Here is a 12,526-nt window from a genome sequence, read left to right as displayed (position 1 = left end):
AGCGGTTAACGGCGTATAGAGAGTTCCTCGAAACTGTAGAGGCGAGCGATGCCTGACATGCTCCCGACAAACGCCTCTACTTCAACTAGGGGGGGGGCGGATATGCGGGGTAGCCAAAGAAACCGATACTCCTTTTGATAAGCGTATCGAAAGTGCTTTGTTACTCCGGGGAGATGGACGCTCTTAGGTCCCCACTCGTAAGGGTCGCTGTATTCGACCGGAACGTGAACAAACAATAGGCTCTGAATAAAAGGCGCAAACGCTGCCTCTAGGCGTTTTGAAAAGGTTTCGACATCGTGGATGATTAGGCAGGCGTCGGCGTCAAATGCTGGGAATAGCGTAAGATCGCACTCAGATGATGTGCATAATGTATAGTACCCTCCCGACAATGATGATGTGTGCCTCACATCTCCTACCGGGTACAGTCTCCTGCCATCCGGTGTTGAAACTCGAACACGGTTGGCGTTCTGAAACCAGTGATAGTTGATTTCGTCATCGCGGCGAGCATCGTTCATGCCGTCGTCGGCATACTGTGCTGCCGGTTTCACCCTAACCCGTCCACTTTGGAGCATGTCGTTCAGCCACGACGCTTTCCCGTAGCGCACAAGGAAGTTGCATTTGTTGGGAAAAGGCGGGCTGACGGGCGGCTTGATCTGCAAGAGATGCGCGTCAAACGGCAGCGTAAAGGGAGGAGCAGGCACTTGGCGTCTTGAATACTCTTCTTCTGTATGCACCAGCTTCCGAAGCCAATACCAAGAGCTTAGAACAGACTCCACCGGCCCATTGTCACGCTCAGGTCCGACAAGCGTGCTTATATTCCTACGAAGCTCGCGGTATCTCTGGTTAAGTAAATCCTGTGAGATGTTGGCGAGATAGGGATTTGCCTGATAGATTTTACGTTGCGCTTCAGCGTTCGTGCGCGGATCAGCCAGATACGATTTTAGGTCAATCCCGCATGGTTCCATGCCGGGCTCCATGTCCGAGAGCTGAGTTCGACTTATTTATACAGACATCTGGAATGCGCAGAGGTTTTGGATCGCTGTATCCACAGCCTGATGTAAAGTCCCCGGAGAGCTTTCACCCTCCGGGGCTCGAAACATGAAGTCACTTCACTATTCGTCGCCGCCACCCCCTAGGCCGCGAGCGGCCATTGGCGCCATGGCCCGGTGCGCCCTGATCCGGTCCTTGATGATCGCCTCGCGGACCTCCGGGTTTTCCTCGCTAAGTTCGCATTCAGGGGACGAAAATGTCGTGCTTTAGCGCGGCGTATACGGCCAAGCCGGGTCTTATGAGAGGCGCTAGCGTGTTCCGTGCGAATGAACCTTTGTCATTCCCCGCCTGCGTCAAAGACAGAATGCGTTTTGTCTCGGTGTAAATGGTTCCGGCGGCCGATTTGATATCGTCCGGCGGATTTCCCCGACCGACGCTGTCCGCGATAGCTTTTTGCTTCGCAGCGAGAACGGCGGGTGTGTCTCCTGTTTTGCCCACCGAGTTGCACAGGGCCGTCAACACCTCGTCATCAAAAACGTAGGCTTCAAGATGGCGGCGCCCTAGTACGGTGATGCCTTCTTTCCGATAGACCGCAACATCAGATGGGGCGTGGTCGTCTCGGTCGATTAGTCGCCTGACCCTCATGCCCGACGCCACCTTCGGCAATGCAGTGGCAAGGCCGAGGAAGTCGCCAGAAACCTGACTTGCGCTTCCTGCCGAGATAAAGGTTGCGTCCGGAAAATCGTCAGCAAATATCGTAGAGTAGATGCGTGCGTCGTGCTCGGCGTTCTTTCCGGCCACAGGCCCAACCGGGCTACCTTCGCAGATAATCACTTCACGCGGCGCAATCAGCGTTGCAAGATCATCCAGTGCGACATTCATTAAACCTTCCCAAAAAGCGCGGGTGGGCTTGGACGGTGTGATAACCGTAGGTTGGTCGAAGTCGAGCCCACTGAAATCCAGAAAGGCGACTGACGACGGGTCGTTGTCATACAGCTCACGCGCCTTGCGCATCATTCCGATGGAATGTGAAGCAATCCAGAGCTGGGATTGGCCCGGTAGGAGGTCAACGAGCTCGCCTAGCAAGGCCCCCTGTATTCTCGTATTCATGTGTGTCTCGGGCTCATCAATGCAATATACGGCGTCTGGATAGCTCTTTCGTTTAACCACAAGGTCCAAGATGAGATCAAAAGCCGCTTTTTCGCCGCCTGACAGATTCTTGTAATCGAAGCCTTTGGATGAGCCCTTATCGAACTGAAAAGTACCTTGAGCGAGCGGATTACCTACACCAACGAATGTGAGATCAGGAAAAAGGCGGCGCAAGGGCTCTCGAACCTCGCCGATGAGCTTCTCTCGGAATTGGCCCATCGTGGTGGATTCTGCCTCATTGATGAATACGTCAACCATCGCTTGGGAGGCCAGTCTGACATAGTTGGTGCGCACAGTAGGGTCTTGATCAATAAGGCGTTGTAGGCTGATTTGATCTAGTATTTCTCCCTGTCTAGTCAAGGAGTCCATCATAAAATCGGGATCATGTCTGTAGGCGCTTCTGATATATATCGATCCTCTTGTTAATGCCGCGCCTTCATGTGTAATGATTTTTACTCTATTGATAAATTCTAAATTCTGATCATCTGATCTGATGTAGTATCTGCTATCGTTGTTCCATCCATATTGCGACTCGACGCGGTATCGAATCAGTAGAGCGTCGAAAAGCGAGGATTTCCCTGATCCGTTCGGCCCGGCTAGTACAATCAGCTTGGTGCTTGCGGGGATATCTCTGACCTCTAAGTCGGCGAACCGACGGAATTTGGTCAGCTTCAAGCTAGATATGCGCACAGCGGGCTCTTTCGAATCGAACTGATAAGTTGTCGAGCTTTACGCATGGAAATCTCGAGCGATAGATCGACTTTCCGGCAAAAAGCCCCGCCCGGAGATGTTCCGAAGGGGGCCGTTTAGCCAGTTGTGAAGTAACTTCAGTTTTGCTTGGGCTGCTGCACGAGCGCCCGAGCCCTCGCGATTTGGCCCTTCAGGAGTTCCTGAGCAAGGTCCGGCATCTCCTTCTTCAACTGCTCCATCGCCATCATGCGGAACCCGCCGAGGATGACCTTGATGTGCCCGATACGGGAGCCTTCCTCGTCCTGCTCCTCGCTGCCGTCCGTCATCATGGCCTGATAGGGCCGGCTAGCGATCTCTGAAGCAAGCATCTCGTGGATGTTCTGACCGGCCATCTTCACCTCGCCCGTCAGCTCCAGCCAGCGGTCATAGGCGGTCTTGCCGGTGACCGGGCTGCGATAGTCGAGGAGGTCAACGCCGTCTTGGGTGGTCGGCGGAGGGGAGAAGCCCTTGTTGCCGATCAGTGCCAATCGGGCCATTTCGTCCTTCACATCCTCCCGAGGGCTCGCCTTCCACTCCTTCGTGGTCGGCTGTTCCTTGCCCGTATGCACCCCTGCAACAATCGGTGACAGCCAAGCCGGCCCGATGGTTGGGGGAGGGGTGACAGGCTCACCAAGGATATTGCGGACGGGGTCAAGTTCCTGAGAGTAGCCGGGGATTTTGCGGCGAACCGCTTCCATCGCTGTCCGCGCTTCGCGCTGGTACGGATCATCACCCATCTTCGCAATGAGGTTCGGCGCGAAGGAAGCCGCAAGACTCTTCGCGAGCTTCTCGGTGTTCCTATCCGGATTGTTCAGAGCATCAAGGAACTCCGTGAGACCCTGAAGATAACTCTTGGACACGAGCTGCTTGACCGTGGCGATCAGGCCCTTGCCGGCCGTCTCCCACATGGTCTCGTCGTCCATCCCGCCAGCCAGCTCCGTGTAGTCCGCAGCCATCCCAAGGAACCCCGCGAAGGGGTCCAGCCGGGCGAAGCTGAAGTATCCGGTGGAGCCGTCTTCCTTCTTGTAGCGGATGGAGTACGGGCGCCAGCCGGTGGCCTCTAGGAGCTTCCGCTGCTTCGGGTCCTGCGGCCCGGCCCCGGTGAGGGAGCCGTCAGTTGCCAGCGCAACGGCGCCGCCCCAAAGCATCGAGCCCATCGCGAACTTAGCCTTCGCGTCGGCTTGTGCCTGCACGCCACGGGCTCCCATGATCGCGTCGTAGTATTCCTTCCGGCCCAAGTTCAGGAACGGGGTACGGTCCCATCCAAACCGGAGGATGTTCGTCGGGGTTCGAATGAACGGCATGACCACACGCATCGACGGGTGGTTGCCCGCGAACCGCTGAAGGTCCTCGCCGATGGTCGGCTTGCCGAACCACGTTGCGGCCTTCAGGTCCTTCGTGAAGGTGCTCTCACGGGCGACCTCCAGAGCGTCCGGGTTCATCGCCCGGCCAACATCATCCACGCTTTCGTCGAGACGCTTGGAAACGATCTGTCCGAAGTTGGTGAAGTCGCCGGACTTCCACGAGCCCTCTTGCAGGGCCTCCCGGTAGGCGGCGGAGCGAACCTCGCTGCGGTAGACAAGCTGCTTCACGAACTCGTCTCCGGACAGCATCATGCGCCCTGGAAGGTTCACGAGGGTCCCGACAGCGTCCGCTACGGTAGCCACGGCGGAGTTCTGGATGTTGAAGGCTTCGGACGGGGGCCGCTTGTAGGAGACGTTCTCGATGCGAGCCCGGCCGGGGTCGAGCTGCGGAGCGTTGAGGCGGAATGCCTTCGCCGCCATGCTGATCCCATCCTTCACGGACGCGACCATGGCTCCGTACTGGAGACCGGCTTCGACCATCTGAGCCCGTCCCTCCGCCGTGGAATATCGGGAAGCTCCGGCAAGGAACTTCTCGGCCGGGCGCAGGGCTGCCGTAAGAACGGAGGAGACGACGTTGGTCGACTGCGTCGTCAGGCCCGAGAGCATGCCGTTGGTGCGGAAGGAGATGACCGCGTTGACGAGGTTCTCAGCGAACCCTCCACGGATGACCTTGGAGACGGCCTTGGCGTTGAGCGTTCCGTCCGCCTGATGCCCGGCAGCGGCGATGTCGCCAGCCATGGCCCGGAGACGATCTTCGCCAGCGCCCCGCACGCTCTCCATATCGAGGTCCGTCAAGGCCCCCTTACGGTTCTTCGCGGTGATCTTCATCGCATTCAAGGAACGCGCGATCTGCGTCTGCTGGCCCCGGTAGTAGGCTTGGATGTTCGCGGCGATCTCATAGTTCTTGATGAACGCCTCGGTGACTTCCTGCCGGGTCTTGAAGGGACCCGTGCCGCCTAGCGGATCGTGGTAGATCTTCGCGATGTCCACGAGCTTCGTATAGGCCGTGGTGAGCACGTCGCGGTACATCAGCATGGCAGCCGGAAGGTTCTGGAGGTCGCCCGCCGTCTTCCCGATCTGCTGCATCAGGGCCGTGGAGTTGGTCCCGACGATGTCCGCGAGGGTGTCCGCCTGAGCCTTCAGCATCTCGTTGGTGAGGACCTCGGCCCCGCCGCGCTGCTTGGCAATCTCCTCCGCGTACATGCGCTGAGTGGACGACATGATGGCGTTGAGGTCGTCGCCGTTCTCGATCAGGTCCGTGCGGATGCCCGAGAGGTTCCGGCCTTGGCCGTATGCCTGCTCGGTGATCGTCATCTCGACGCTCTCCCGCAGGGCCTTCTCGTCAACCTTGATGGGAGCTTCGGGGGCTACAGCGTTGTCATTCGACGGCTTCGGGCCGGTCTCCTCGGTGACCTTCGCGGATGCCTCTGCGGAGTCCTTGGGGGCCTCCTTGGCGGGAGCCTCCGGGTTGGCGTTAGGGTCGGCCTTGTTGTCGTTGACGGGCTTTGCAGGGGCCTCCTGCGGGTCTGGAGCGCGGTCCTTCGTGAGGTCCGGCTCGTCAGGCTTGAAGCCCGACTTCTCCATGTCGTCGAAAGCCTTCAGGGCTTCCTCGCGGTTTCCCGCACGGATTGCCTTCAGGCCCTTGATGGCGTGGATGAAGCCCTCTGCCGCCATGCCGATGCCGAGACCTTCGACCGCATTCTTCAAGCGGCCGAGTGCCTGGCTGTCGTCAGGCCGGGCGGCGAGGAACTGCGTGACCGGCTCGCGGATGGAGGTGTGCGTCTCGATCATGTTCGACAGGCGCTCCTCGTAGGGATCGAAGGAGAGCATATCGACCAAGGCGCCACGGCCTGCGCCCTGGGCGACCGCGCCGCCGACTGTCGGGGCCGCGACCATGCCGGCAGCCTTCAGGAGTCGTCCGCCTGCGTAATAGGCCGTCGCGAACTGCGTGACTTCCTTGACGAGGCTGCCGGTGACCGACTCCGCCTTCGGGGTCGCTGCGGTATCCAGCGGGATAGCCAGCGGGTTCGCAGTCCCCGCGACAATGCCGGGCGCGATGCCCGACATATCGAAGAGGTTGTTATGGACCCACTGGACGGCCGGCTGAGTGACCAGCCCGTACATGGCCCCGGAGGTTTCGTTGATCGCCGAGGCGACGCCACGGTTAACCTGTCCGGGGATTTCGGTGATGCCCTTGCCGATGTCCTTGGCGATCTTGCCGAGGGTCGAGGGAGTTTCCTGCGGGGGAGCTGTAGTGAACGACTCGCCGCCCGCTTCAAGGGTCTCGATCTCGTCCAGGAGTGCGTTCTCGCCCGGTTTGATGAGCGACTGACCGGAGGCTTCAAGAGCGTCCAGCTCGTCAAGTAATGCGTCTTCGCCCGGCGCGATACGCTGGGGTGTGGTGGTTTCTGCCATTAGGTGATCTTGAAGATGTGGCCGAAGCTCAGCTTTGAGGCGTCGAGCGTCTTGTTGTTGATGGCGGTCTTACCCGCGTCGAGGATGTTGGAGCCGATGTTCAGGAGGAGCGAGCCCGTGGACGGACCCGAGACCCGCTGGGCGGGAGCGACTGCGCCAGCCGGAGCCGGGGCCTGAATGGGAGCGGACGGATTGTAGGTCTGGACTTGTAGGCTATAGAGCCGCTCGTCGTTCTCGGCCTTCAACCCGAGGGCATCCCACATTGACTGCTGGCGCCCGGCCTGACGGCTGAGGTCGATGATCGAAGCCGCTTCGCCCTGCTGCCGCGCGATGTTGTCGAGGACCGCATCAACGGAGGCCCCCTCAACGCCGCGCTTACCAGCGTCAACAAGCGCGGTCGCCTTAGCGTCACGGCCCTGCCGGGCGACAGAGTCGTCTTGGAAGGCGAGAGCCATCTCCTCTTCGACCTGCCGCTGGAGGAGCTGCCCGACCTTCCGGACGTAGTTGGTCTCCAGCCCGTCACGGGCTTTCTCGATCATCCGCCCTTGGCGGTCGAACTCGTTCTTCTGGTAGTCGAGGACTTGGCCACCGAACTTGATGTCCTGATTGTAGATTTCCGTGCCGTACTTATACATATCGACACGGTACTTCTCCTCGATAGCTTGGCGCTGGAGGTTGTAGGCGTTCTGCTTCTCGGCTGCGAGCTTCTGTGAGCCGAAGTTGGCGAGGGAGGAGCCAACGCCCATAGCGAGCGTGAGACCTCCCATTAAGTCACACATGGGGTTCTTTCGATTTGAGTGGTGGACGCTCAATCACTGAGCAATAGACGGGTCGGTATCGAGCGAGCCGAGCACGCCGCGTCCCGCCAACTCTGCAAGAGCATCAAGGGCGCAGAGCATCCGAGTCCTGTCGTCCTCGGCTGGCGCGGAACCATGCCTCGCGATGGTGTTGCTGATGGCGTCTCGCGATTTGACGATGCGGGCCAACAGGTCAGCCAAATCAGCATCCGGCATGGGCTTACTAAGCGACCGAAGGTGGAGTTCGAGGCCGACGATAAGGGACCGCGCATTTGCAATGGGGCCGTCTTCGGCTTCGATGGCTGACAGAGCGGCTCCGGCATAGTCGAGGAGGAACGGGGTAGGGGCTCCGCGCAGTTCTGCGGAAGGCAACAGGCGGAGCGGCTGGAGACTGTAAGTTGTCATGGTGCTGTGGGCTTCCTGATGACTGGGTCGGTTGGCGCGGCATTCTGAGAACTGCCCGCTAGGACGGTCGATGGTATTGGGACGGGTATGGGTAGCGGCCGGAGCCTGGATGCGGCTGGACGCAGGAGGCCCTAAGCGGGAAATCGCTGTCCAAGGCGTCGGGCTAGGCCGCTAGCCGGTTGGTCTTCAACTCCGCCAGCTTCTCCGCATCGTAGGCGACGAAGATGGGGCCGCAAGCGTCGTTCTCTCGGACCGTGAGTTTCGCGGCGGCCCCGAGCGGGGCCTTCAGAGCCCAAGAGGTTTCCCCTTCGCGAGCCATGAAGATGGTCGAGGCGGGGTCGTGGCCTTCCTGAAGGAGGACCCGAGCGGCTGAGAGAAGGGGCGTGCGGGTGGAGCAAAGGTCCCTGCCGGTGGCGTCGGTGACCGTGAAGTGGGAGTTAGGTGGCCTGCCGGGGGCGGAAGGGGTCTTGCGGTATGTGAGGTGGATTGAAGAGACGGAGGTCATTCGTTTGGGGTTGGAGTGGTACTAGATAGCTCGCCGAAAACCACTAGTGGTATCGGAGCCGAGCGCGCGTAGCATGGGCGGCTTGTTCGAGGGTTACAGAGAATAGAATGTCCAATCTGTGGATGATGTGGCTGTCCGTACTATATCTATGGGGATGGCCGGTGCTCGCTCTGGGGTTGATCGCTGGGTTTCTGCCAAACAGGTTTCATCCACATGCATTAGCAGTCGCTGCATGCCTCTTTGTTTTATTTGTTAGTTTGGGGGCAGAAGGCTTCAACACCGATCATTTTTGGGGTTTGATGTTGATTGCGTTTCCACCTTTCGCAGCCGTTGTAGTCTCGCCTCTGATGCTGATTAGGCTCACTCGGGCGTGGCGACATCGCTGATCAAAGACTAGCGCCCTGATTTGGGATTTTGCTCGCCCATCGGGCTCAGGCGGGCCTTCAGCTTCTCAGCCTCGGCCCGCGCTAGCCCATCAACCTCTTCATTCTGGAGGTGACCGGCATGGCCCTTCTGCCAACGCCATTCGAGTTTGGCCGGCTTCTCCGCCAACTCTACGAGCTGGAGCCAGAGGTCGAGATTGCTGACGGGCTTGTTGTCCTTCCCGCGCCAGTTCCTCATGCGCCATTTCGGAAGCCACTCGGTCATGCCCTTCACGACATACTGAGAGTCCCCGACCATGGTGACAAAGGCTCCCGGCCGGATGGCTTCAAGGGCCTTGATGGCGGCTGTTAGCTCCGCGCGGTTGTTCGTGGTGTCTGGTAGGGGGCCTTTCAGGGTCTTGCGGGAACCTGTCAGGGTGTTGAGGAGGACTGCGGCGTAACCTCCGGGGCCGGGATTGCCGAGACAGGAGCCGTCGAAGTGGGCGGTGATTTCCCGATGGGGCAGGGGCTCTTCGGCCTGTAAGGTCTCCGTCAAGGACGGCCGCTTTCCGCTTTGGCTACCAGAGTAGCCGAGACCTCTGCGATGGGCCTGTATCCGGGAGACGTGTAGCGGGAAACGGGGGTCGGAAGGCGGGGTTGAAGTCCGGCTCTCATTTCCGCCACCCGGCTCCCTCAGGAGCGTTCGGGCGACGATCATCGCGACCGTATCGAGGCTTGGTCTCATTCACCTCATTCGTGACGAGGTTCTTGCGGCGGAGGTCCGTCAGGTCGCCGTTGGAGTGGCTGACCTTGATCTTGCGGTGCCCCGGCTCGGCAATCCCGAGGATGATGCGGGACACCCGCGCGTAGCCTGTCGAGGCTCTGTAGGTTGTGACGTAGCCCCCGCAGTGCAGATACCAGTTCGGGGAGAAGCCTGCCGAGAGGACGCGGCGGTAGTCTTCAGGGGCGATGAGGGCGGACTTGTCGGAGTTCGCTAGGGGGACTTGCAGGAGCGGTGAGGTGTCTGCGGGGTCCGTGGTCGTGATGGGCGGCCGGAGGGCCTCTAGGGACATTGGCGGTGGGTCCTATGGTTATGAATGACAAAAGCTGAGAGACAGATATTCACAGACAGAGACTGTGAAATAGAGGTGGCGACCACCCTGAAAGAGACCTGAAGGTGACTGCGGGAGAGCCTTACGGCCTACGGGCTGCGCCCTTCGGCATCGACCACCCTGAAAGGGATGACCATCCAAGGGAGGAAGACGAAGATCGTGGTGAGGGTGGCCAGAGAAAGGTGGAGTGACGCCACTTTTCATCGACCCTGCTTAGGGGGCCTATAGGTGAACCTGAAGGAAGACCTGCAAGATAACCTGCAAGAGAGAGGATAGGAGGAAGAAGTCAGGAACAACCTTCAGTCCCTCCCGCAGGGACCTTCAGGTAACCTACAGGACCTACCCCCCAAACCCCCTTCCATCGCTGGCGGGTTACGACATTCACAGTCCCCTGTCTGTGGTGTCGGGTCGTCTGCTCCGGATGGTCGGGGCTTGTGTTCTGCTCCGATCCGAGGTTCTCGGTTTCGGGTAGGTGTAGGTGGTCCCTAATCGACCATGGCCGCATCGGCGGTCTTGGATAGCTAGAGGTGGTCCCTAATCGGCTGTCGGATCGGGAGCGGCGGTCTGCGTAGCTATAGGTGCAACCCAATCGACCTGAAGTCACTTCACGGAGGCCAGCAGTGGCGGTCTGGTGCTATCTAAAGGTGGTCCCTAATCCCGGAAGGGCTGGGCGCGCGATGTCCCCCGAACAGGTCGGGGGTGTCGGCACGCTTAATCAGCGCGTACAGGCCCGACCCGACAGGCCAACGTCTGTCCGACAGACGGTGCCTCGCTGCTCCGGGCGGAGCGATCCCCTCATCCCGGACATGAGGGTAACGAAGAGCCATTCACCCATACAGGAAGTATGGGGGAACTCGTCCAGCAACGGAGCCACCATCCTTTCGGATGGCCGGGCTTCAGCTTAGTTTTAGTAAGCGGAGCCTCATCGGGGTCGTTAACGGAGCGGATGGTGTTCACAGCGTGCACGCCCCTGAGCCCATCCAAGCCCGGCGAGATAGCAGGTCGTGAAGTGTTGGCCTCGCGACTTGGAGGCGACGGCTCCGAGTGCGCCGAACACCTCCAGCTCGGCGGAAGGTTTGCCCTTATCTAAAGGCGCAACCTAATCGCCCAAAAGCCCCTCGATCTCCTCCGCAACACCCCTGCCGTACTCCGTCAAACTCACCACAAGAACGCCCTTCTCCTTCCGCGTCCGGACCAACAAGGCATCTTCCATCAACATGATGTTCCGGTATCCGCTGCCGGCTCCCATCGTCAGGGCCTTCTCCAGCTCCGGCTTCGATATTTCTCCCCGGCAGGCGACCAGCAAGAACGCTGCGGCTGACCTCATCTCCCATCGGTCATGGATTTGGTTGAGCCGCTGGAGGACTAGGAGGAGCCGGGCGAGGGGCTGGAGGCCACTAGCAGGTTTCTGCCTGGGGGCCTGCGTGGTCATGGGCAGCTCTTCGGGCAGTAGCTCGGACGGCTGTCTTCCGGATGGTCGGGACCGCAATAGGTCAGCGCGGCACGGACAACCTGCTTCTGGCTGGGCGAGGCGACGATGACGATGAGAGCCCCGAGGATGAAGGTGATGACGGGCATGGGAGCGACTTCCTGTGGTCGGGCAGGAGACAGAAAAGCCGGAGTGGATTGCTCCGCCCCGGCTGGGTAGGCACTTCATTTATGAAGTCACTCCACTATTGGAGCGGGCTGGCCTTGGGCTCGAAAAGACCCATGACTTCGGCCGCGAGTTCCCTGCCGGTTTCCGTGAGCGCGATTGTGAAGCTGCCGCCGACCTCCGCCACGCTGATGAGTCGGGCTTTCGTCAGATAGTCGAGGCCCTCGGTGCTCTCGACAGCTTCCGCCTTAGGCAGGGTTAGATCGCCCTTCCGCATCAGTTTGAGGAAAATGGCGGTGGACTCCGCGTCAATGCGGGGATGCCGCGAGGTGATGTGCTGAAGACCTGCGATCATCGGATAAAGTTCGGGGCCGAACAACAATGCGAGTGACGCGGAGTTCTGTTTCTGATCGGCAGAAGAGCTTTGGTTGTTCACGGCGGGGCCTCATCAAGACAGCCTTATGGCTACGCTTTCATGAGTCCTTATCCGCTGGCGGTCTAATCAGTTTTTTGACTCGATCAGGCTCCATCGAGTCATTTCTGTGATGTGTCCGGGAGCGGATAGGTGGACCGCTAGGACGGCCGGGGAAGATGTTCAGGCAGTGGGATAGCCATCACGGCGGCTTGGGGCCTTCAGCCCCGGAGACGTGTAGCGGGAAAAGCCAATTGCCTATATGGTCATCGAGTGGTCCCCGCAGCGTTAGCTGTAAGGAACCCGCGTCTTAGGCTAGAGACGAAACGAGAGGGTCAAGCGCAGCACACGCTTGGCCCTTTTTTGTTTGCGCCGTACCGTTTGGTCGAAGTGAACTGCTGTGTATTGCTCGCCGCACTATCCCGTGCTTCATGCCGACGATTTTCAAAAGTGCCTGAGCGATTATGGAAGCCTTTCTGACTTGGACTATCGGCCCCTTCTTTTTGGGGCTCGTCATCATGCTCGCGGGGCATGTCGTTTTCGAGCAAACGAGCGGCTGGGAGAATGATCGGTTCTTTGTGGCGTTGATGAAAGTCTGGTGGATATGGCTGCTGGGCATCGCCGGCTTCGCACTAATGGGGGAGTTCGGGCCGCTAGGCTTTGCGTCGGAATAGGAAAAGAGCCCGCCATTC

General features: G+C 59.6%; 11 protein-coding genes. 1 reads left to right on the top strand and 10 read right to left on the bottom strand.

Annotation, left to right across the window (positions count from 1 at the left end; all coding sequences use genetic code 11):
- Positions 1-5: 5 nt before the first annotated feature.
- From GY40_RS27445 to GY40_RS02990, 10 genes are all read right to left on the bottom strand, one after another.
- On the bottom strand, positions 6-965 hold the full coding sequence (locus GY40_RS27445) for a hypothetical protein (RefSeq protein ID WP_156115851.1): 960 nt from the start codon (positions 963-965) through the stop codon (positions 6-8).
- A 268-nt stretch (positions 966-1,233) separates the two neighbouring features.
- On the bottom strand, positions 1,234-2,814 hold the full coding sequence (locus GY40_RS03030) for an AAA family ATPase (RefSeq protein WP_197062693.1): 1,581 nt from the start codon (positions 2,812-2,814) through the stop codon (positions 1,234-1,236).
- 152 nt (positions 2,815-2,966) lie between these two features.
- Positions 2,967-6,647: a pentatricopeptide repeat-containing protein gene (locus GY40_RS03025; RefSeq protein WP_038358594.1), complete on the bottom strand. Its 3,681-nt coding sequence runs from the start codon at positions 6,645-6,647 to the stop codon at positions 2,967-2,969.
- A complete protein-coding gene (locus tag GY40_RS03020) occupies positions 6,647-7,426 on the bottom strand; it encodes a virion core protein, T7 gp14 family (RefSeq protein WP_038358593.1) in 780 nt (259 codons plus the stop codon). The genes GY40_RS03025 and GY40_RS03020 overlap by 1 nt, the downstream gene beginning before the upstream one ends.
- A gap of 33 nt (positions 7,427-7,459) precedes the next feature.
- Positions 7,460-7,849, bottom strand: a complete 390-nt coding sequence (locus GY40_RS03015; RefSeq protein ID WP_038358591.1) for a hypothetical protein — start codon at positions 7,847-7,849, stop codon at positions 7,460-7,462.
- A gap of 898 nt (positions 7,850-8,747) precedes the next feature.
- Positions 8,748-9,242: a ribonuclease HI gene (gene rnhA, locus GY40_RS03005; RefSeq protein WP_248311107.1), complete on the bottom strand. Its 495-nt coding sequence runs from the start codon at positions 9,240-9,242 to the stop codon at positions 8,748-8,750.
- A gap of 145 nt (positions 9,243-9,387) precedes the next feature.
- Complete coding sequence (locus tag GY40_RS03000) at positions 9,388-9,789, bottom strand: hypothetical protein (protein WP_038358585.1); 402 nt, start codon at positions 9,787-9,789, stop codon at positions 9,388-9,390.
- Positions 9,790-10,927: 1,138 nt separating this feature from the next.
- Positions 10,928-11,260: a hypothetical protein gene (locus GY40_RS02995; protein ID WP_038358583.1), complete on the bottom strand. Its 333-nt coding sequence runs from the start codon at positions 11,258-11,260 to the stop codon at positions 10,928-10,930.
- Positions 11,257-11,406: a hypothetical protein gene (locus GY40_RS27440; protein WP_156115850.1), complete on the bottom strand. Its 150-nt coding sequence runs from the start codon at positions 11,404-11,406 to the stop codon at positions 11,257-11,259. The genes GY40_RS02995 and GY40_RS27440 overlap by 4 nt, the downstream gene beginning before the upstream one ends.
- Positions 11,407-11,501: 95 nt before the next feature.
- Positions 11,502-11,858 carry a hypothetical protein gene (locus GY40_RS02990; protein ID WP_156115849.1) on the bottom strand — a complete coding sequence of 119 codons (357 nt, stop codon included), beginning with the start codon at positions 11,856-11,858 and terminating at the stop codon, positions 11,502-11,504.
- A gap of 440 nt (positions 11,859-12,298) precedes the next feature.
- Between GY40_RS02990 and GY40_RS02985 the strand changes: the two genes are divergently transcribed.
- Positions 12,299-12,508 carry a hypothetical protein gene (locus GY40_RS02985; RefSeq protein WP_038358579.1) on the top strand — a complete coding sequence of 70 codons (210 nt, stop codon included), beginning with the start codon at positions 12,299-12,301 and terminating at the stop codon, positions 12,506-12,508.
- Positions 12,509-12,526 lie beyond the last annotated feature (18 nt).

Source organism: Allobosea sp. UNC402CLCol (assembly GCF_000745475.1).
Lineage (GTDB): Bacteria > Pseudomonadota > Alphaproteobacteria > Rhizobiales > Beijerinckiaceae > Allobosea > Allobosea spartocytisi.
This window is presented reverse-complemented; position numbering and strand designations above follow the sequence as displayed.

What these genes read in the sequence shown, in the direction of transcription:
- GY40_RS27445 (WP_156115851.1), bottom strand. Translation starts at nt 965, where the DNA reads ATGGAACCATGCGGGATTGACCTAAAATCGTATCTGGCTGATCCGCGC.
- GY40_RS03025 (WP_038358594.1), bottom strand. Translation starts at nt 6,647, where the DNA reads ATGGCAGAAACCACCACACCCCAGCGTATCGCGCCGGGCGAAGACGCA.
- GY40_RS03020 (WP_038358593.1), bottom strand. Translation starts at nt 7,426, where the DNA reads ATGTGTGACTTAATGGGAGGTCTCACGCTCGCTATGGGCGTTGGCTCC.
- GY40_RS03015 (WP_038358591.1), bottom strand. Translation starts at nt 7,849, where the DNA reads ATGACAACTTACAGTCTCCAGCCGCTCCGCCTGTTGCCTTCCGCAGAA.
- GY40_RS03000 (WP_038358585.1), bottom strand. Translation starts at nt 9,789, where the DNA reads ATGTCCCTAGAGGCCCTCCGGCCGCCCATCACGACCACGGACCCCGCA.
- GY40_RS02995 (WP_038358583.1), bottom strand. Translation starts at nt 11,260, where the DNA reads ATGACCACGCAGGCCCCCAGGCAGAAACCTGCTAGTGGCCTCCAGCCC.
- GY40_RS27440 (WP_156115850.1), bottom strand. Translation starts at nt 11,406, where the DNA reads ATGCCCGTCATCACCTTCATCCTCGGGGCTCTCATCGTCATCGTCGCC.
- GY40_RS02985 (WP_038358579.1), top strand. Translation starts at nt 12,299, where the DNA reads ATGGAAGCCTTTCTGACTTGGACTATCGGCCCCTTCTTTTTGGGGCTC.